The organism is Sneathiella marina, assembly GCF_023746535.1.
GTDB lineage: Bacteria > Pseudomonadota > Alphaproteobacteria > Sneathiellales > Sneathiellaceae > Sneathiella > Sneathiella marina.
The window spans coordinates 1,376,606-1,395,590 of the sequence record NZ_CP098747.1 but is presented as its reverse complement, the minus strand read 5'-3'; the positions used below and the strand labels follow the sequence as shown (position 1 = coordinate 1,395,590).

At 52.5% G+C, this 18,985-nt stretch carries 16 protein-coding genes; 2 read left to right on the top strand and 14 right to left on the bottom strand.

The window, feature by feature from the left end; genetic code table 11:
• Positions 1-3: 3 nt before the first annotated feature.
• From NBZ79_RS06670 to NBZ79_RS06615, 12 genes are all read right to left on the bottom strand, one after another.
• Positions 4-672, bottom strand: coding sequence for a DUF4824 family protein (locus NBZ79_RS06670; RefSeq protein ID WP_251936646.1), 669 nt, complete (start codon positions 670-672; stop codon positions 4-6).
• Positions 659-1,723: a DUF2157 domain-containing protein gene (locus tag NBZ79_RS06665; RefSeq protein WP_251936644.1), complete on the bottom strand. Its 1,065-nt coding sequence runs from the start codon at positions 1,721-1,723 to the stop codon at positions 659-661. The genes NBZ79_RS06670 and NBZ79_RS06665 overlap by 14 nt, the downstream gene beginning before the upstream one ends.
• A gap of 116 nt (positions 1,724-1,839) precedes the next feature.
• Positions 1,840-3,519 (bottom strand): energy-dependent translational throttle protein EttA, encoded by a 1,680-nt coding sequence (ettA, locus tag NBZ79_RS06660; RefSeq protein ID WP_251936642.1) that lies wholly within the window; start codon positions 3,517-3,519, stop codon positions 1,840-1,842.
• Between the two features lie 94 nt (positions 3,520-3,613).
• Positions 3,614-4,195 carry an AAA family ATPase gene (locus NBZ79_RS06655; RefSeq protein ID WP_251936640.1) on the bottom strand — a complete coding sequence of 194 codons (582 nt, stop codon included), beginning with the start codon at positions 4,193-4,195 and terminating at the stop codon, positions 3,614-3,616.
• Between the two features lie 53 nt (positions 4,196-4,248).
• Positions 4,249-5,211 carry an AEC family transporter gene (locus NBZ79_RS06650; RefSeq protein ID WP_251936638.1) on the bottom strand — a complete coding sequence of 321 codons (963 nt, stop codon included), beginning with the start codon at positions 5,209-5,211 and terminating at the stop codon, positions 4,249-4,251.
• Between the two features lie 30 nt (positions 5,212-5,241).
• A complete protein-coding gene (locus NBZ79_RS06645; RefSeq protein ID WP_251936635.1) occupies positions 5,242-5,565 on the bottom strand; it encodes a TfoX/Sxy family protein in 324 nt (107 codons plus the stop codon).
• A gap of 8 nt (positions 5,566-5,573) precedes the next feature.
• Positions 5,574-9,059: an indolepyruvate ferredoxin oxidoreductase family protein gene (locus tag NBZ79_RS06640; RefSeq protein ID WP_251936633.1), complete on the bottom strand. Its 3,486-nt coding sequence runs from the start codon at positions 9,057-9,059 to the stop codon at positions 5,574-5,576.
• A gap of 50 nt (positions 9,060-9,109) precedes the next feature.
• Positions 9,110-9,805, bottom strand: coding sequence for an ABC transporter ATP-binding protein (locus tag NBZ79_RS06635; RefSeq protein WP_251936630.1), 696 nt, complete (start codon positions 9,803-9,805; stop codon positions 9,110-9,112).
• Entirely contained in the window at positions 9,805-10,557 is a 753-nt protein-coding gene (locus tag NBZ79_RS06630; RefSeq protein WP_251936627.1) for an ABC transporter ATP-binding protein, read from the bottom strand. The genes NBZ79_RS06635 and NBZ79_RS06630 overlap by 1 nt, the downstream gene beginning before the upstream one ends.
• Positions 10,554-11,852: a branched-chain amino acid ABC transporter permease gene (locus NBZ79_RS06625; protein WP_251936625.1), complete on the bottom strand. Its 1,299-nt coding sequence runs from the start codon at positions 11,850-11,852 to the stop codon at positions 10,554-10,556. Before NBZ79_RS06625 ends, NBZ79_RS06630 begins: the two co-directional genes overlap by 4 nt.
• Positions 11,849-12,799, bottom strand: coding sequence for a branched-chain amino acid ABC transporter permease (locus NBZ79_RS06620; protein ID WP_251936622.1), 951 nt, complete (start codon positions 12,797-12,799; stop codon positions 11,849-11,851). Before NBZ79_RS06620 ends, NBZ79_RS06625 begins: the two co-directional genes overlap by 4 nt.
• A 111-nt stretch (positions 12,800-12,910) precedes the next feature.
• Positions 12,911-14,149: a branched-chain amino acid ABC transporter substrate-binding protein gene (locus NBZ79_RS06615; RefSeq protein ID WP_420854588.1), complete on the bottom strand. Its 1,239-nt coding sequence runs from the start codon at positions 14,147-14,149 to the stop codon at positions 12,911-12,913.
• Positions 14,150-14,624: 475 nt separating this feature from the next.
• Between NBZ79_RS06615 and NBZ79_RS06610 the strand changes: the two genes are divergently transcribed.
• Complete coding sequence (locus NBZ79_RS06610; RefSeq protein ID WP_251936616.1) at positions 14,625-15,014, top strand: YbaN family protein; 390 nt, start codon at positions 14,625-14,627, stop codon at positions 15,012-15,014.
• A 10-nt stretch (positions 15,015-15,024) separates the two neighbouring features.
• On the opposite strand, the gene NBZ79_RS06605 is transcribed toward NBZ79_RS06610, so the two are convergent.
• Positions 15,025-16,410 carry an aminotransferase-like domain-containing protein gene (locus NBZ79_RS06605; protein ID WP_251936614.1) on the bottom strand — a complete coding sequence of 462 codons (1,386 nt, stop codon included), beginning with the start codon at positions 16,408-16,410 and terminating at the stop codon, positions 15,025-15,027.
• A 102-nt stretch (positions 16,411-16,512) separates the two neighbouring features.
• Between NBZ79_RS06605 and NBZ79_RS06600 the strand changes: the two genes are divergently transcribed.
• A complete protein-coding gene (locus tag NBZ79_RS06600) occupies positions 16,513-17,142 on the top strand; it encodes a LysE family translocator (RefSeq protein ID WP_251936612.1) in 630 nt (209 codons plus the stop codon).
• Positions 17,143-17,160: 18 nt separating this feature from the next.
• Here the strand turns inward: NBZ79_RS06600 and NBZ79_RS06595 are convergent, their stop codons facing one another.
• Positions 17,161-18,975, bottom strand: coding sequence for a sensor histidine kinase (locus NBZ79_RS06595; RefSeq protein WP_251936610.1), 1,815 nt, complete (start codon positions 18,973-18,975; stop codon positions 17,161-17,163).
• Positions 18,976-18,985 lie beyond the last annotated feature (10 nt).

Below are 18,985 nucleotides of genomic sequence, written 5' to 3'. Positions count from 1 at the left end.
AAGTTACAGCTTGCTGACGGAACTGATCCACGGGTCATAACGCCGGCCCCAGTTTACCGTGATTTCAAACTGGGGCACACAGGATTGCGGATCTTTGGCCTTGTCCTTGCGAGCCTTTTCCAATTTGGCAATTTCTTCGAAATGCTGTCGAAATTTACTGTCTATGGAAATTTGTGTCGTCAGGGCTCTGGGGTAGAATTCGGATGTATTTTGCCTCTTTCGTATGCTTCCGCGCAGGATGGCCTCCCCGTCGGTGCTAGATTGCCTGTCTATCAGCACCTGTAAGTCTGGAGAGCTATCCGTATAAATCAATTTACTGGATCTCGTCTCCAATGTTTTTAGTCTCGATTTTTCTCTTGCAACAAATTTATCCCATTCAGGGCCACCCTGCCGGACCAACACATATGATGACAACGCTCTTTCCCGCGTGCCATATTTGGCCCTGTCCGGATCTTCGAGGCCGGTTACCGTCACCGGTTCAGAAACAATGGCGAGGCTTAGAAAGCGGTCGTGTTTTCTCAAGAAATACCCGCCCCTTTGGCCCAGTCCACAGTCATTTAAATATATCGTTCCAGTTGGGGTACCACTTTGGTTCCAGTAAACGCCGCCAAAAACGAAGATATTGGCGATCAACAGCACAGCCAAAGGCATAGAAAATTTAAGAAATTTCACGCTGCCTCCTTCTTTCTGAAAACCGGACACGGCGTAAAATCAATATGGCAAAAATGGCGAACAACCCTAAAACGAGAAAGAAAAGATAGCTTGGCCAGATTTTCCAAAACCAGTCACAATATCTCTGCAATATATAAAGTATTAGGAATCCCGCAGAAATATACGATCCAACGGTCCATTTCGCACGCAGGCACGCCCATGTTAAAGCGCAGGATAAAATCAGTGAAATGACTGTATAAACCCATTCAATGCTGCTGACCGGTAAGGGCAAAAGACTTTTATAGGGCATAAACAGCAAACTCATCAGTATCCCGTAAATGCCAAGCATCCCGACCAGCAGAAATGTCGAACGCTGCTCCCGAACCAGTCCATGCGGGAAGAGAAAGGGCGTTGCCAATATCACAAAACAGCCGGGTAGATATACTTCCGGAACAATACTAAACGACCAGGAATAGCCGAGCAGTGTCGTCAAAATACCTCCGGCAAAGACAAGTAAACTCGCCACGGACAGGGCCAATACGAATGACAAATCATGTCTAAATGCCAAAAGGAGGCCGAATAAGCCCCACGCCAAAAACGGCGTTGGAGATGGTGACAGGTTGTAAATCTCTCCAACGATGTAAATATCAATCACGAAACAGGCAATGGCCACGAGAACAGCGAGGGACGTGAAATACGAAACTCTATAGAGTTTCGCAACAAGCTCCGTAACTCCCCATGCCAGAAAAGGGGCGATAACGGCCAAACTCACCTGCAGCCCGGTGGAAAAATTGTCCCAATAATAATTGAAGAACATAAAGATGGCCATGGACAGGGCCACGGCACCACATGTGGACGCCAGTTTCATTCCCCATGACAGCTGGGCCTCTGTGTCGCTGAGATCTGTATCAAATTCCTCGGCAATATCGTTCAGAATTTGCGCGTGAAATTTCCCGATGGTCTCAGCTTTTTCATCGGTCAGGCGTAAAATATCGCTTTTTTCCAATTCCGCCAGTTCCGAGCGGAAGGAGGCAATTTGCCGTACCCTTAATCTCGCTTCAGCTTTGTCCAACTATTCCCCCGTTTCAAACCTGAACGCAAAAACAATATCGCAAGTCGATTTTTACAACAATAATAAATTGTTTTATATTCTTACAATAAAACTCCCATTTGAGTGCCCATGATCACTTACCGGCTGATGGGTTTGTATTTGATCCGGTGGGGCTCGGTGGCCTCTTTCCCCAGGCGGCGGCGCTTGTCTTCCTCATAGGCTTCAAAGTTCCCTTCGAACCATTCCACATGACTGTCGCCTTCATAGGCCAGGATATGGGTGGCGATACGATCGAGGAACCAGCGATCATGGCTGATAACCACGGCGCAGCCAGCAAACTGCAATAACGCCTCCTCCAATGCGCGGAGGGTATCCACGTCCAGGTCATTGGTCGGCTCATCCAGCAGCAGGAAGTTACTGCCGGTTTTCAGCATCTTGGCCAGATTGACCCGGTTGCGTTCCCCGCCCGAGAGCTGGCCCACCTTCTTTTGCTGATCCGATCCTTTGAAATTGAACCCCGAAACATAGGCCCGGCTGTTGATCTCCTTCTTGCCAAGCTCAATAATCTCGTTGCCTTCGGAGATTTCCTCCCAGACGGTTTTGGTGCCATCCAGCGTGTCGCGATCCTGGTCCACATAGCCCAGCTGTACGGTCGGGCCAACCTTGAAGTCCCCCGTATCCGGTGCTTCCTGAGCAGTTAGCAGCTTGAACAGGGTGGTTTTACCGGCGCCATTGGGGCCGATAACACCAACGATTGCCCCCGCGGGAAGTTTGAAGTTCAATCCCTCGATCAGCAATTTGTCGCCAAACGCCTTGGATACATTATCCGCCTCGACCACCAGATCGCCGAGCCGCTGTCCGGCCGGAATGTAAATCTGCATATTGTCGGCGCGGCTGGCATTTTCCTGACCAAGCAACTCTTCATAGGCGCTGATCCGGGCCTTGGATTTTGACTGACGGCCTTTTGGTCCCTGCCGGATCCATTCCAGCTCCCGATCCAGGGTCTTGCGGCGGGCATCTTCAGACTTACCTTCCTGCGCCAGACGTTTTTCCTTCTGCTCCAGCCAGCTGGAATAGTTACCTTCCCAGGGAATGCCGTGCCCGCGGTCCAGCTCCAGTATCCAGCCCGCCACGTTATCCAGGAAATAACGATCATGGGTAACGGCAACAACGGTTCCCGGATAGTCATGCAGGAACCGCTCCAGCCAGGCGACACTTTCCGCATCCAGATGGTTGGTCGGCTCATCGAGCAACAACATGTCAGGTTGCGATAGCAACAATCGGCACAGCGCCACACGGCGGCGTTCCCCGCCCGATAACTTGGTCACATCCGCGTCCCCCGGCGGGCAGCGCAGCGCATCCATGGCGATGTCAACCTCGCGGTCCAGGTCCCACAGGTTCTGGGCGTCAATCTGCTCCTGCAACTCGCCTTGCTCGGCAATCAGGTCATTCATCTCATCATCGGTCAGTTCTTCTGCAAAACGGGCCGAAATCTCGTTAAACTGATCGAGCAGCGCTTTCTTCTCATGCACGCCGTCCATCACATTCCCCAGCACGTCTTTTGCCGGATCCAGCTCCGGTTCCTGCGCCAGATAGCCGACTTTGACGCCATCGGCGGACCAGGCCTCGCCGTTAAATTCCGTCTCGATACCGGCCATGATTTTCAACAAGGTCGATTTACCCGAGCCGTTCAGGCCCAACACGCCGATTTTGGCACCGGGAAAGAAGCTCAGCCGGATATCCTTCAAAACCTGCTTGCCGCCGGGATAGGTCTTGGACAGACCGTTCATCACATAAATATACTGATAAGACGCCATGGGGGCCGCCCCTCCGATTAATCAAAATTCATTTGCGCTTCTTGTAGCGAAACAATGCATTGGGCGCAATTGTTGTCGTGATTCTGCAACAGATTTATTCCGCTAGACGGTGTAGGTGATGTTCAACAAAATCTACCCGTTTCTTGACCGGCAATTGCGGGATTTCCAGTAATTGATAGCCGAGCGATTGATACGCTCTTTTTAAATGTTCATATTCAGCAATTGCTTGTTTGAACGGTTTTGGCCGCTCCTGATCGGAGGCAAATATTGACTCCCACGGAGGGACAAAAAACACGGTCAGATTATACCGGTGGATTTGAAGCCAGTTCAGCATTTTTTCCGGAGTTTCAAGGTGACAGAATTCGAGATAAGAAATGGTATCGATGATCGAGCGGTCTGAAATTATCAGTGATTTTTTTGAGCCTGTTAGCGCCTGGTCGATTTGGCGGATACTCACGGTTGCGGCTTGGGCAACAAAAGCAGCCGGATCACGCCATGGCAAGGCATTTCCATTCTTTGCCAGTTCAGACTGAACAACCTGCCGACCCGCTTCCTCGACGGTATTCCAACCTCGTTCACAAAGCGCCTGAACCAGCGTTGACTTACCACCACCGGAACATCCAGATATTATGACCACCCTATTTGACGTTTCAGGCTTCTCACTTGATGTTTGCAAACCATACCTCGAATGGGGTTAAACCTACTCTCACTTTTCCTTTTATCGGTACCTTACGGAAACAGATCCGCGGGCATCAGTCCGGTGGTGATGGCGTAGATAAGGGCGGTGACGGAGACGACGGAGATCATGGTGGACAGCAGGATGGTGGCGGAGGCGCGTTCGATCCAGACGCCATATTGCTGGGCGATGACAAAGACGTTGGTTGCTGTCGGCAAGGCGGCCAGCAACACCGCCGTATATACCCAGATGGGATCAAAATTGCCAAACCAGCTCAGGGCCAGATACATCAGCACCGGATGGACCGCGAGATTGAAGGGAATGATAAAGGAAAGCTCACCCGGGATGCGCCGCAAGGGCCGTAGCGCCAAGGTCACGCCCATGGCAAACAGCGCACACGGAGCGGCGGCTTGCGCCAGATAGTCGATCAGTCTTTCGATGGGTGTCGGCGGCGTGAAGCCGATAACGGCTGCGGATACCCCGGCGATGGTCGCGAGGATAAAGGGGTGAAGAAGGACTTTCTTGCCGATTTCGAAGACCAGGCCGCCAATATTGTTTGCCTTGCCGCTGGCAAACGCCATCAGGGTCGGCGCCAATGTGAAATGCATGATATTTTCAAAGCAGAAAATCAGGGCGAGCGGTACCGCCGCCAGTTCTCCAAACGACAACAGGGCAATCCCCGGCCCCATAAAGCCGATATTCCCGTAAGCCCCGGCCAGCCCCTGTATCGTCGCCTCTGGGGTGGTCGATCGCGTGGTCGCCTTGGATATGCCGAAGACCATGACGAAAACGGAAAAGGTCGCCAGCAGGTTGATCCCGATGAAATCCCAGGACGCCAGTTTTTCCACGGGTGTTTGGGACAGTAGTTTGAAAAACAGGCAGGGCAGCGATACATAAACAATGAACGTACTGAGCCAGCCCATGGCCGCCTCGGGTTGCTTGGTGATCCGCGCGGCCATATATCCCAGCAGGATCAGCCCGAACAGAGGGAAGACAAGTCCCGCAATTTCCATCATTTAGAGGGTTTTCCTGAAGTTTCAGATTAACTATTTCGGGGGTAGGCTACCAACGAATTTATTAGCGAGAGAGATCCAGTTGTCAAGGCCGGTCTCAACGGCGGCATCCAGATCAACCCAGACAAGGCCGCCCATTTTGCGGCCCCCCATCTCCATGGTTTCTGCTCCGGGACGGGCGCGCGCCTCGGCTTCCAGGTCTTTACCAACACGGAACATCACGCGATCCTCACCCGTCCCGCACAGCATATTGCCGTTCATTAAAAAGCAGATTCCACCGAACATTTTCTTTTCAGTGATACCTTGGCGCGATTGTAACGCCTCCCGCAGCAGCTCTGCTGTATATTGGTGCGACATAACCGTCCCTATTCTGCCGCCAGGGGCTGGGCTTCACCCTGATGATAGCGGCTTAGCAGGTCTTCGCGCAGGGCCCGGGCAATGGCGAGATGCTGTTCCTTGACATGGCCATAGCCCCGAATTTGCTCCGGTACTTCGGCGATTTCCGCGGCCAGCAGCAAGTTATCCGCGCTCAGGGTCTCGCACAGCTCAAGCAGGGTTGCTTCATACTCACCGATCAATGCCCGTTCCGATTTACGCTCATGGGATTTGCCGAAAGGATCAAGCGCTGTGCCCCGCAGGAATCGCAGCTTGGCAAGGACGCCAAAAGCTTTCAACATCCAGGGGCCGAATTCCTTCTTCACCAGATGGCCGGTTTCTTCATGCCGTTTGGCAAAAACCGGTGGTGCCAGATGGAACTTGAGCTTGAAGTCGCCTTCAAACTGGTCCTTTATTTTCGCCGAGAACACTCCGTCCGTATAAAGCCGGGCAACCTCATACTCATCCTTATAAGCCATCAATTTATAGAAATATCTGGCCACAGCGCCACTGAGGGCGGTCGAGCCGGGTTTCGCCTTTTCCTCTGCTGCCAGAACCGATGCGACCAGTTTGCCGTATCGCTTGGCATATCGTCCGCTTTGATAGGCTTTCAGACGGTCCATGCGCTTGGCAACAATTTGATCCAGAGTATCGACTATGGCAACTTGCTTTGGCATGGCCGGAAGGGCGATATTTTCAACTGCTTTTTGATCTTCAGCGGCCTTACGTCCCCACGCAAAGCTCCGTTTATTGGCGTCAACGGCAATGCCGTTCAACTCAATAGCCATCTCGATGGAACTTAAAGAAAGCGGGATCGTGCCCCGCTGGAAGGCGACCCCCAGCAGGAACAGGTTGGCGGCAATGGAATCGCCCATCAAGGCGGTCGCCAGGGTCGTGCTGTTAATAAACTCGGCCTGTTCACGTCCAATGCTATCGGCCACCAGGCCGGTCAAGGTATCCCGATCCATGGCCAGGTCCGGCGACAGGGTAAAGGCCGCGACAGGCACAACGTGATCGTTAATAATCGCCCGTGTTCTGCCCAGGTCATATGTCTGCAGGGCGTCCCGCCCGGCGGCAACAACCAGGTCGCAACCGACAACCAGATCGGTCTGGCGGTTTGGAATTCTTGTTCCGCTGAGCTCATCCGCGTTGTTGGCAATGCGAACATGGCTCATGACCGCGCCATTTTTCTGTGCCAGCCCCGTTTGATCGAGGATGGAGGCCCCCTTATTTTCTATATGGGCCGCCATGCCCAACAAGGCGCCAACGGTGATCACACCGGTTCCGCCAATTCCTGTCACCAGAATATTATAGGTGCCGTCGATGGCCGGACTTGCGGGTTCCGGCAGGCCGGCCGCAGGGTTTGAGACATCAATATCACTGGAGGTGACCGTCTGCTTTTCCGGTTTCCTGAGGTCCCCGCCTTCAATGGTGACAAAACTCGGGCAAAAGCCTTTTACGCAGGAGAAATCCTTGTTGCAGCTTGACTGGTCGATTACCCGCTTGCGGCCCAGTTCCGTCTCCAGCGGTTTCACCGAAACGCAGTTGGACGCCACCCCGCAGTCCCCGCAGCCTTCGCAAACCTCTTCGTTGATAAACACCCGCTTGGCCGGATCCGGAAACGTTCCGCGTTTGCGGCGGCGGCGTTTTTCGGCGGCGCAAGTCTGGTCATAAATCAGGGCGGTAACCCCCTCGACCTCACGGAGTTCCCGCTGAACCTTGTCCAGATCATCCCGGTGGTAAATCTTGACACCCGGTGCCCATTTGGTTCCTGCGTCATATTTATCCGGCTCATCCGTGACGACGACGACCCTCTTCGTCCCTTCCGCATGAACCTGCTGGCTGATAAGCCACGGGGATAAGGGCCCGTCAAACGGCTGCCCGCCGGTCATGGCGACGGCATCATTAAACAGGATCTTATAGGTAATATTCACATCCGCCGCGGCGGCGGCCCGAATGGCCAGCAAGCCTGAATGATAATAGGTGCCATCGCCCAGATTCTGGAAGATATGCTTTTCATTGGTGAAGGGCGCCTGGCCGATCCAGTTTGCCCCTTCCGCCCCCATATGGGTGTAGGTTTCCGTGCGTCGGTTCGGCATGTAAATGGCCATGGTATGACAGCCAATGCCGGCCATGGCGCGGCTGCCCTCCGGCACATTCGTCGATGAATTATGCGGGCATCCGGAACAGAACCACGGGGACCGTGTCACCGGCGCGGCCGGCATGGCATTGCCATCTTCACGGGCTTCCGCCAGGCTGATACCTTCGGCAATGGCATCGGAAATGGACCGGCGCTTCAGCCGGGAGGCAATGGCCCGGGCGACCAGGGCCGGCGTCAGTTCACCGTCGGAGGGTAACAGCATGGCACCGGCTTCATCTTCTTTGCCGACAAGAACAGGGCGGCTCTCCAGGTCATACAGGATCCGGGCGGCCTGCTCTTCGATCAGGCTGCGTTTTTCCTCAACAAACAGTATCTCGTCAAGCCCGTCTGCGAATTTGCGAATGCCTTCCGGCTCCAACGGCCAGGGACAGGCCACCTTATAGACGGACAGGCCGATTTCCTCCGCTTCGGAGGAACCGATACCAAGATCGCCCAGCGCCTGTTCCACATCCAGCCAGGATTTCCCGGTCGTGACGATGCCAATTTTCCGGTTTTTGCTGTCCTGGGTGATCCGGTCCAGTTTATTGGCACGCACAAACGCCTTGATCATTGGTAATTTGTGCCGCAGAAGTCTGGTTTCCTGACCAATTGAGCTGTCAGGCCAGCGGATATGGACACCGCCCAGGGGAGGGTCAATATCTTCGGGGATCTTTATGTCCACCCGGTCCGGCCCCACATAAGCGGTTGCGGAACTTTCCACCGTATCGGTCAGGCATTTCATCCCGACCCAGGCGCCGCTATAGCGTGACAGGGCGATACCATAGAGGCCGTAGTCCAGATATTCCTGGACGGTTGCCGGGTTCAGGACCGGCATCATCGCCGCGACGAGTGCTTGTTCACTTTGATGGGCAACGGTCGAGGATTTCGCCATATGGTCGTCACCCATGAGAACCAGCACGCCGCCATGCTCCGAGCTGCCGGCCATATTGCCATGCTTGAACACATCACCGGAACGGTCGATGCCGGGCCCCTTGCCGTACCAGATACCAAAGACGCCATCGAAATCCGACTGGCCGAACATCGGCAGCTGCTGCGTCCCCCAGATACTGGTTGCCGCCAGATCCTCGTTCACGCCGGGCTGGAAATGAATGTCGTTATTCTTCAGGAAAGGCTTCGCTTTCCAGAGACTTTGGTCATACAAACCCAAAGGCGACCCCCGATAGCCGGAAATAAAGCCGCCGGTTTTGAGGCCAGCCGCCGCATCCCGCTGTCGCTGCATAATCGGAATTCGGACAAGAGCCTGCGTGCCGGTGATAAACACCTGCCCCGCTTCCAGTTCGTACTTATCGTCAAGACTAACGTTTGTATTCTGCATTTTGAACTCCCGCGCCCCGGGATACAGCGATTACCTAAAGAGTGACCTCTCTATACTTCCAGCCATTCCTTGCGGACCTGGTCGTTGGCTTTCAACTCGTCGGGCGTTCCTTCATATACCATATGGCCATGCCCCATCACATATAAACGATGGGAAATACGCATGGCGATTGCCAGCTTCTGCTCGACGAGAAGAATAGAGACACCGCGATTGGCAATTTCGGCCAACAGATCCCCCACTTGCGCAACAATTTTCGGCGCCAGTCCTTCGGTCGGCTCGTCAATCATCACCAGATCCGGATCTCCCATCAAGGTGCGGCACATGGTCAGCATCTGCTGCTCACCGCCGGACAGAACACCCGCATCCACATCGGCCCGCTCCCGCAGGTTCGGGAACATCTTGAACATGTCTTCCATGGCCCAGCGGCCCTGTTTTTTCATGTCCTTGACACCCATCAGAAGATTCTGACGCACGGTCATGCCGGGAAAGACATCGCGGTTTTCCGGTACATATCCAAGACCGCGATGGGCGATCTCATGTTCCTTCAGGCCGGCGATTTCCTCCCCCTTGTATTTAATGGAGCCATGGGGCGGGACTTCTCCCATGATCGATTTAATCGTCGTCGACCGGCCCACGCCATTTCGGCCCAGCAAGGAGACAATCTCCCCTTCACCAACCGTAAAATTCACGCCTTGCAGAATATGGCTTTTACCGTAAAATGCATGTAAATCAAGTACTTCAAGCATCAGTCTTCTGCCTCCGCGCCAAGATAAGCTTCCTGCACAGCTTTACTATTCCTTATGTTCTCCGGTGTATCACAGGCGATGATTTCGCCATATACCAGCACGGAAATACGATCCGCCACATCAAACACAACGCCCATGTCATGTTCCACCATCACCAAGGTTTTACCGTCCGTAATTTTGCGGATCAATTCAATTGCCTGATCTGTTTCCGAATGGCTCATGCCGGCCGTTGGTTCGTCCAGCATGATGACATCAGCGCCGCCAGCTGCGGAAATGCCGATTTCCAGCGCCCGCTGCTCCGCATAAGTCAGAACACCCGCCGGTATATGCTGGCGGGAGGTGAGGCCAATTTCCTCGATAACCTGTGCGGTTTTCCGGTTAAGGTCATGCTCCCGGTCGACCAGATGCCAGAACGAGTATTTGTAATCCTTTGCCCACATCAATCCACAGCGAACATTTTCAAACACGCTCATATTGGGAAAGATATTCGTGACCTGGAAACTCCGGGAAAGGCCCTTACGGTAGATCTCATAAGGTGGCAGATTGCTGATATCTTCCCCATGCAGATGGACCGCCCCTCCGCTGAGGTTATAGCGGCCGCTGATCAGGTGAAACAGCGTTGATTTTCCGGCACCATTGGGACCGATAATCGCGTGACGCTCGCCTTTTTCGATTTGCAGATCCACGCCGCGGATAATCTCCGTCGGCCCGAAGCTCTTGCGCAGATCCCGAAGCTCAATTGCTGCACTCATGAGGAGGCTCCTTCACTTTTCGCATCAGGATTATTCGCTGTTTCCCAAGCTTCCCTAAATTGTCCAACCTGCGTCTTCGCCAAATAGCCCCCAACAACAGCAAGAATTGCAATGACCACCCAGGGCATAACCGAATGGGTATCAAACTCAATACCGACGAGGCTCATTAAGGTCTCGTCGACAGGGGCGCTTCTGACATGGTGGATCATTTCCAGAAAACCGGCCACCCCGGCCAAAAATGAAATTGTCGGGATGCCAATTCGCAAATAAGGGACCAGCAAGCTCCCCATCCGCTTCATTCTATACGCCGGCGTATGCATCATCATGATGCCGGTCAATCCATGCGGCGCATACATCACGGTCAGCACAAACAGCACACCCACATAAAGCTGCCAGATATCCGTATAGTTACTCAGGATACTCTGCAGCAAAGTGAAGACAACCGCGCCGATGATCGGCCCGACAAAGAAGCCGACACCGCCGATAAATGCCATCAACAACACCACGCCAGAGGTCAGGGCATTGAGATTTTCTTCGGTGACGATTTCAAAGTTGATGGCGAATAAACCACCTGCAATCCCGGCGAAGAAACCGGAAACACAGAAGGACACAAAGCGCACTTTACGTTGACTGTAGCCGACAAACTCCGCCCGCTCCGCATTGTCGCGAACCGCGTTCGCCATGCGACCGGCCGGTGTGCGGGAAAACAGGTACATCAACCCGACAGTCACAAACACCCATGCCGCAATCAGGTAATAGACCTGTACGTCCTGGGCAAAGTCAAACCCGAATAAGGGCGGTCCCATTGTCCGGTCGCCGCTCACCCCTTCCTCACCGCCAAAGAAGGCGACGAAGATCAGGGAACTGGCCGCCATAAGCTCACCGACACCCAGCGATATCATGGCGAAAACGGTTCCGGCTTTGCGGGTTGAAAAGCTGCCGATGATAATGGCGAAGACCAACCCGATTAGGCCGCCGAAAATCGGCAACAGCCACATGGGAAAGATAAACGAACCATCCTCAATGTAGTTCATGAAATGCACGGACATAAACCCGCCAAGACCAAAATACACCGCATGACCGAAAGACAGCATTCCGCCTTGCCCCAGCAGCATATTATAGGACAGGGCAAAGATGATAAAAATACCCATCAGGTTCATGGTATATAAACCGACATTTGATGAGAAAATGTACGGCATCACCATGAGCATGATGAAAAACCCGATCCAGACACCGTAACGTTTGACGAAAGGCACTGAATTCTCAGCAGTTGCTGTTTTTGCAATTTCACTCATGTCTCACGGTTCCCAAACAAGCCGGTCGGTCGGAAAATCAGGACCAGGACCAGGAGAAGATACGGCAAGATAGGAGCGACCTGCGGTAAAGAGAGAGACCATAAATCACGCAGCGCACTGTCCGCATCAAAGGAAATATTCAGGGCCGTCAAAAGATCGTTCACCGAATAATCAAGGGCAATTGCAAATGTCTGCAACAAGCCGATTATCAAGGAGGCAACGAAGGCGCCGGTCAGGGATCCAAGACCGCCTATCACCACAATCACGAAAACAATACTGCCAAGGACAACGGCCATTCCCGGGAATGTTCCCAGCGCCGGCCCGGCGATCACACCGGCAACACCGGCCAGCGCGCAACCAACGCCAAACACACCCATGAAAACCAACGGGACATTATGGCCGAGCATGGCGGTCATGTTTGGTTTGTGAATGGCCGCCTGAATGATCAACCCGACCCGGGATTTGGTCAGGATCAACAGCAGCATGACGAAGATTGCAATGGAGATCAGCAACATGAAGGCTTTGTACGCCGGAAAATTCTGGCCGAAGAATGTAAAGAGCGGGAACTGCAGAACTTCAGGCTCAAGATATGCTTTCGTATCCTTGCCCCAAATGAACTGCACCACTTCTTCGATAAGAAAGGCGAGACCAAAGGTAAAAATAAGTTCTGCCACATGTCCCCATCGATGGACATAGCGAAGACCATATCGCTCAACGACCGCGCCAATAAGGCCGACCAGGATCGGAGCGACAATGAGGCCCACCCAAAACCCCATATAAATACTAATTGTATAGGCCAGATACGCGCCGAGCATATAAAAGCTGGCATGCGCAAAATTCAAGACGCCCATCATGGAAAAAATTAGGGTCAGACCACTTGCCAGCATAAATAGCAGCAGTCCGGTGACAATCCCGTTTAGCAGGGAAAAGAAGATCAATTCAAACATCGGTTGAATCTCTTAATTACACATATTCTTAGAAACCAGGTCTTACGCCTGACTGAGAAATACTGGCCGGATTTCTCCGGCCAGTACGATCAAACTTGAAAAACGCGCCTGTTAGCTAGGGCGGTCCATTTTACAAGTGGACGGCAATGCAGAATCAGCCGCTGTAACTGTTGATTCAGTTACCAGGCCGAACCCTGAGTTATCTGCATCAAACGTGACGTTTTCGTCAGTATGAACAGAAATCCGGATTGGCTGGATTGCCTGATGGTCTTCAGCCCGCATGGTCAGTATGTCACCGTTCAGCGTTTTGAATTCCATGCCCTCAAGAGCTTTGGCAACAGCAACCGGATCTGACGAGCCGGCTTTTTCCATCGCATCAGCCAGCATGCCAACTGTATTGGCGATCCGGTACTGAGTGATATCCATGTCAGGATATTTGGCTTTAAAGCCGGTGTAGTAAGCCGTGATTTCTTCATTCAAAGGAGGGTTGTCATTTCCTTCGTGAACAAGACGGATTTTATTCTTACCCGAAGCGCCAATGGTTTTCGTGATACCATTTTTAGCCGCATAGTAAGTGTAAATCGGAACGTCCAGACCGGTATCGCCGATGGCTTTACCCAGACCAACCATGTCCGCACCCCAGTTACCCGTGATAACCGCATCCGCACCAGAAGCCCGGATTTTTGTTGCGTAAGGTGTGAAATCTTTCACTTTTCCGATCGGGTGAAGCTCGTTCCCGACAATTTCGATATCAGGGCGTTTCTCACCCAGGAACTTGACCGCCGCAGCTGCAACCGCTTTACCGAAGGAGTAATCCTGGCCAATCAGATAGATCTTCTTGATCCCGTCTTCCTGGGCGATTACGTCCGTCAGCGCGTTCATCTTGATATCCGCATTGGCGTCAAAGCGGAAATGCCAGAAGTTACATTTAGCGTTTGTAAGCGCCGGATCAACAGCAGAATAGTTCAGGAAAAGAACCGGTTTATCCGGGTTCCGCTTGTTGTGCTTTTTGATGGCATCTGTCAGCGCGTTCGCAACACCGGAGCTGTTTCCTTGCGCGATATACTGGATGCCTTCACCAATTGCCCGTTTCAGCTGAACAAGGCTTTCTTTGGGGCTGATTTTGTTGTCAAACGGCACAATAACGAATTGCTGGCCACCCAGCACACCACCTTTGGCATTGACGAGTGTGTCGGCGGCGAATTCGAATTCTCTCAAGCCATTGGTTCCTGTTGCGGCAAATGGCCCGGAAAGCGGATCAATAAACGCAATCTTGATAGTATCAGCTGCCTGCGCGCTGAAAGCCGAGATTGCCGAAACAACGGCACTGGCCAATATAATGGATTTAATTTTCAATTTTTCCTCCCTTAAGGAAATTAATGACGTCCCAATGTATGCCCGGTTCTTTATTCTTACTTGGTTAGATCCCGACAATGTTGCAGTGAAGGCGCTTAGATGCGTTCTTGCAGTGGTCATGAAAGCCCAGAACAACCTTGAAATCAAATGAAATATTGCGAATAAGGAGTGAAATTTCGTATTTTATTCCCAAGAAGGGCCAAATATGTTGATCTGTGGTGGCCTGCCTAAAAAATAGGCAAAAGATTCAACTATATTAGATACTTACAATGCACCCCGAGAATAATCGAGCGCTGGGGCCCCATATTGAAACAGGGGATCCGGCTTCAAATATACAGGGAAAAGCTTTGAAAGACAAAAATTCGGTTTTTTTCAGCATGTCTTCATTGTTTAAGGTATATCCTTCATCAGCCGGATTATTCTCCGGGCATTTTTAATCTTGATTCTCGACTTAATGGCAACAAACTCGATGATGCAACCAAGCAAGAAGATACTCCTCCTTCTCATCGGCTGGTTTTTTGTTGCCGTTGGCGCCGTCGGGATTTTTCTGCCTGTTTTGCCGACGACCCCGTTTTTGCTGATTTCCCTATGGGCTTTCTCGCAAAGCTCCGAGCGATTCCATGACTGGCTTTACAACCACAAGATTTTTGGCCCCCCGCTTCAGGACTGGTCGAAACATGGCGTCATTCCGCCGCGGGCAAAATTTGTTGCTGTTGGCACCATGGCGGTTAGCGCCATATTGGTCATCACCTTTTCCAGCACCCCCTGGTATGGGCTTGTCGCCATGCTCGCCCTGATGGGGTTCGGGGCCGGATTTGTCCTGACCCGTCCCAGCAAACCCCGCCCCGAAACCGACTAGCGTGCCGATATCAGGTGACCATAACCGGTGACGTCGGTTGCGCCAGCAAGGCGGCCAGACGTGTCAATGCCCGCTCCAGGCGCTTGTCATCCGGTTCCGACATCAGGCAGACCCGGATATGGTTGACGGGGACGGATTTCGACATGGCAAAGCTATCTCCTGCAATGATAACGATATGTTCGCGCCGGGCGGCGGCAACAAATTCCGTCATATTTTGCTCAGGCGGCAACTCAATCCATAAATGCGCCAGCGACGAATACTCCCCGCCCCCCAAATGCTTGATCCATGGATACAGTATTTCCATGGCCTGCAGTTCCCGGTGATGGCAAATCTCGATCAAATTCTCCGCCTGGATATCGACAATGCCTCTTTGCAGGAAAAAATTGGCCATATCCAAGGTGATGGCGGACGTCATCCAGCTAATCGCCGTCAACTTCGTTGCCAGGCGCGGCACAAGATTGGTTGGCGCGACCATATATCCAACCCGCAATCCGGGGCTGAAAACCTTGGACAAGCTGGTGAGATATAGCGCCCGGTCCGGATCAAGGTCTATATAGGCCGGCGGCGACGCCCCCTGAAGCGGCGCATAAACCGCGTCCTCAACAATCAGAACATTATGGGTGCGGGCAATTTCAAGGATTTTCTGCCGGCGTTCAAGGGGTTGTGTTGTCCCGGTCGGATTATGCCCGGTCGGCATGGTCACCAGCAGCTTGACCGAGCTGCGCCGGCATATGGCCTCAAACTCTTCCGGGATAAGACCATCCTGATCCATGGCCACGGGGGCCAGCCGCAAATCAAGTTCATGGGCTGCGGCCCTTATCCCCGGATAGCCGAACGCCTCGGTCGCCACCATATCTCCCGGATTGGCCAGCGCAGCCATGGCAACATACAGGCCGGGCTGGGCGCCCTGGGTGATAATAATATTTTCCGGGTCAACCTGTTCTATCTGCTCCGAAATCCAGTTTGCCGCGACGCCGCGATCCTGCGGGCGCCCCCGGCTATCGAAATATTCCAGGTACCGGCTCGGCTTGTTTTCCGTCGACAGCTGTAGAAAGGCATCGCGCATACGGGCATCCGTATCCTTATGGTAATAGTTATTCTGGGACAGGTTCACCAGTTGGCTTTCCCCGCTCACCCAACTATCCTTGGGGAAAAATGCCCCGCGGCCTATGGCGGCATCATCCGCTTCGGTACCATAGATAAATGTGCCCTGCCCGACTTTGCCGTAGGTATATCCGCGCCGCTCCAATTCTCCGTAGGCACGGCTGGCGGTACCGACACTGCAGTTATAATCATAGGCCAGGTCGCGATGGCTGGGCAGTCTTTCACCCGCCTTCAGTTCACCCTGCTGTATCATACCGATAATTCTTTCGGTGATTTCTTCAAATTTACGCATTGGGACCTTTAAATTGTCACTGTGACAATATTGAAATTGACGGAGACAATTTTATGACAATATTGGAACAATGTAAATTGTCCTATTTAAGAAAGAATCCCGATGGAATTCGGAAAAATTGCTCTCATTGCCATGTTCGCGATCTCCATGGTCGGCTCGCCGGGTCCGGTCAATATGGCGTTGATGGCCTCCGGCGCGAGTTTTGGCTATCGTCGATCCTTGCCGTTTCTTGTTGGCAGCATTTCCGGATTTCTGCTGGTCTGCCTGGCCGTCGCGCTCGGGCTGGGGTCGCTCTTCGTAACCTTCCCGACCCTGCAGGTTGTCTTTTTGTTTGTGTCTGTTCTGTACATCATCTATCTGGCCTTCAAGGTTGCAACCGCGAGCCCTGAAATCGATGACAGGTCCAGTAATCCCGGGTATTTGGCCGGTGTTATCCTGCATCCTCTCAACCCGAAAGCCTGGGTCACCATAATTGCGGCCTATTCACAATTCGTCTCACCGACCACCAGTTATGTTGGACAGGTGATAACAATCATGCTGATTTTTGCGGCCGTCAGTTTCCCGCTGAATTCCATTTGGTGTTACGGAGGGAATGTCCTGCGGCGGCTGGTTAAATCCACAAAAGCGCTGCGTGTCATTAATATAGCATTGGCAATTCTGATGGTTGTCGCCGTGACCCTCGCCCTGTTGCAAGCTGACATACTGGAGGAATACTGGCGCGCAAATACCTAGCATATTCCCGATTGCAGGCTAGACAGCTGCGGCCATTTTCACAGTGCGATCAGATGGGAAATGAATAGAGCATACTGTGCCGACTTCCACCTCGCTTGTTAGAGTAAACTCACCGCCATGCACTTCGACCAGCATCTGGACCAGCGTCAGCCCAAGGCCCGTCCCCTCGTTGTTACGGGCATAGGTGGTTTGAACCTGTCCGAACCGGTCAAGAACACGCGGGATATCTTTCTTTGCTATGCCAATTCCCGTATCCGTGACACGCAGGGATATGCCGCCATCATCCCGCATCTGGGCGGTAACCGTGACCGATCCACCCTTGTCCGTAAATTTGATCGCGTTCGACGCAATATTGACAAGTATCTGTTTGATTCGGGTTTCGTCCCCCAGAAAGCCCGGTAAATCGCCGGGTATATCGGAGGTTAGTTTGATACCGGCATTGAATGCCCGCACCGACAACATACGGATACAGGAGGCAACCGTCGCCGACAGCTCCATATTGCTTTCCGTCAGAGTAAGCTGACCGGCCTCAATCTTGGCCACATCAAGGACATCGTTGATCACATCCAGCAAATGCTTTCCGGCCGCATGAATATCATTGGAGTAATCCTTGTAATTTGCATGGCCCAAAGGTCCGAAGGCCTCTGATTGAAGGATTTCCGAGAACCCGATAACAGCGTTCAGCGGGGTTCGAAGTTCATGGCTCATATTTGCCAGGAATTCAGACTTGGCGCGGTTGGCCAACTCCGCCAGTTCCTTGGCTTTACGCAAATTCAATTCTGCGCGCACCCGGGCATTCATATCTGTCAGGGTTCCCTCAACATGCATCAATGTGCCTTTTTTATCATAGACTGCATGCGCATTGAGTGCCCCCCAAATGAGCGTCCCGTCCCGGCGTCGCCACTGATAGATTTCGTCGATAAGATACTGACCCTTGGTCAACAGCATCAAATGCTTTTCGGCAACCTCTGTATCCAGGTAAATTTCAGTGACAAAGGATTTAACCTCTTCCACCATTTCATGCGACGACCCATATCCGAGCATGGTAGCCATAGCAGGATTGGTATCGATAAAAGTACCGTTGAGATGAACTTGAAAAATTCCTTCAGTCGCATTTTCATATATACGTCGATGCTTGAGCTCGCTTCTTTCCAGTTCACGGCTGGCCAGCCATCTGTTGTAGATATAGTAAGTCAGCACAGCCGCGAGCCCTGCCAGCAAAAATAAAACGAGGATCATGATGCCTCGAAACGCGTTGATCCGTTCCGCCTGGGCCGCCAAAAGACTTGAGGCCATTTCCGATGTCTGTTTTTGTAATTTTTCAGCTTCATCAATGGCTGTTCGCGATCGAACGGAAGCCGCTTCAAGCACGATGGAGGCTTCGGGCGGTAACCCACTGATCCCCTGCGCAAGCCAATTCTGGACATCATAGGTCGCCGGCTGAATAACAGCATAAATTGCTGCTGTACCGATAAGGTTATCAAAGCTGAACAGGATACGTTCTTTTTCCAATGCCTCGTGAACTTGCTGGATCTTTTCCCGCGCGAGGTCAATATACCCTCTGCGCTTCACCCCTTCTGCAAGCTGGGCAAGGACAAGTGCGTTGTTGGCAACCGCGAACTGGTCAATTATTTCGTCAACGGCTTGCTCCTGGGCAACAATCTGCAAAGGCACGGATTCCTCGATTTTTGACAACGTAACCTGCACATAAGTAATTGTCGCAATCACAAATAATGACAGGCAAAAAATACCTGCAACATAGGCGTTGTTCCATTCAGGAATGTTTTTTGATTCTATTTTATCGTTGAGCTTCATCAGCCAATTTCTGATCATTTGCCTGGCC

What these genes read in the sequence shown, in the direction of transcription:
- NBZ79_RS06620 (WP_251936622.1), bottom strand. Translation starts at nt 12,799, where the DNA reads ATGTTTGAATTGATCTTCTTTTCCCTGCTAAACGGGATTGTCACCGGA.
- NBZ79_RS06625 (WP_251936625.1), bottom strand. Translation starts at nt 11,852, where the DNA reads ATGAGTGAAATTGCAAAAACAGCAACTGCTGAGAATTCAGTGCCTTTC.
- NBZ79_RS06630 (WP_251936627.1), bottom strand. Translation starts at nt 10,557, where the DNA reads ATGAGTGCAGCAATTGAGCTTCGGGATCTGCGCAAGAGCTTCGGGCCG.
- NBZ79_RS06600 (WP_251936612.1), top strand. Translation starts at nt 16,513, where the DNA reads ATGGAATTCGGAAAAATTGCTCTCATTGCCATGTTCGCGATCTCCATG.
- NBZ79_RS06635 (WP_251936630.1), bottom strand. Translation starts at nt 9,805, where the DNA reads ATGCTTGAAGTACTTGATTTACATGCATTTTACGGTAAAAGCCATATT.
- NBZ79_RS06605 (WP_251936614.1), bottom strand. Translation starts at nt 16,410, where the DNA reads ATGCGTAAATTTGAAGAAATCACCGAAAGAATTATCGGTATGATACAG.
- NBZ79_RS06595 (WP_251936610.1), bottom strand. Translation starts at nt 18,975, where the DNA reads ATGATCAGAAATTGGCTGATGAAGCTCAACGATAAAATAGAATCAAAA.
- NBZ79_RS06610 (WP_251936616.1), top strand. Translation starts at nt 14,625, where the DNA reads ATGATGCAACCAAGCAAGAAGATACTCCTCCTTCTCATCGGCTGGTTT.
- NBZ79_RS06640 (WP_251936633.1), bottom strand. Translation starts at nt 9,059, where the DNA reads ATGCAGAATACAAACGTTAGTCTTGACGATAAGTACGAACTGGAAGCG.
- ettA (WP_251936642.1), bottom strand. Translation starts at nt 3,519, where the DNA reads ATGGCGTCTTATCAGTATATTTATGTGATGAACGGTCTGTCCAAGACC.
- NBZ79_RS06650 (WP_251936638.1), bottom strand. Translation starts at nt 5,211, where the DNA reads ATGATGGAAATTGCGGGACTTGTCTTCCCTCTGTTCGGGCTGATCCTG.
- NBZ79_RS06645 (WP_251936635.1), bottom strand. Translation starts at nt 5,565, where the DNA reads ATGTCGCACCAATATACAGCAGAGCTGCTGCGGGAGGCGTTACAATCG.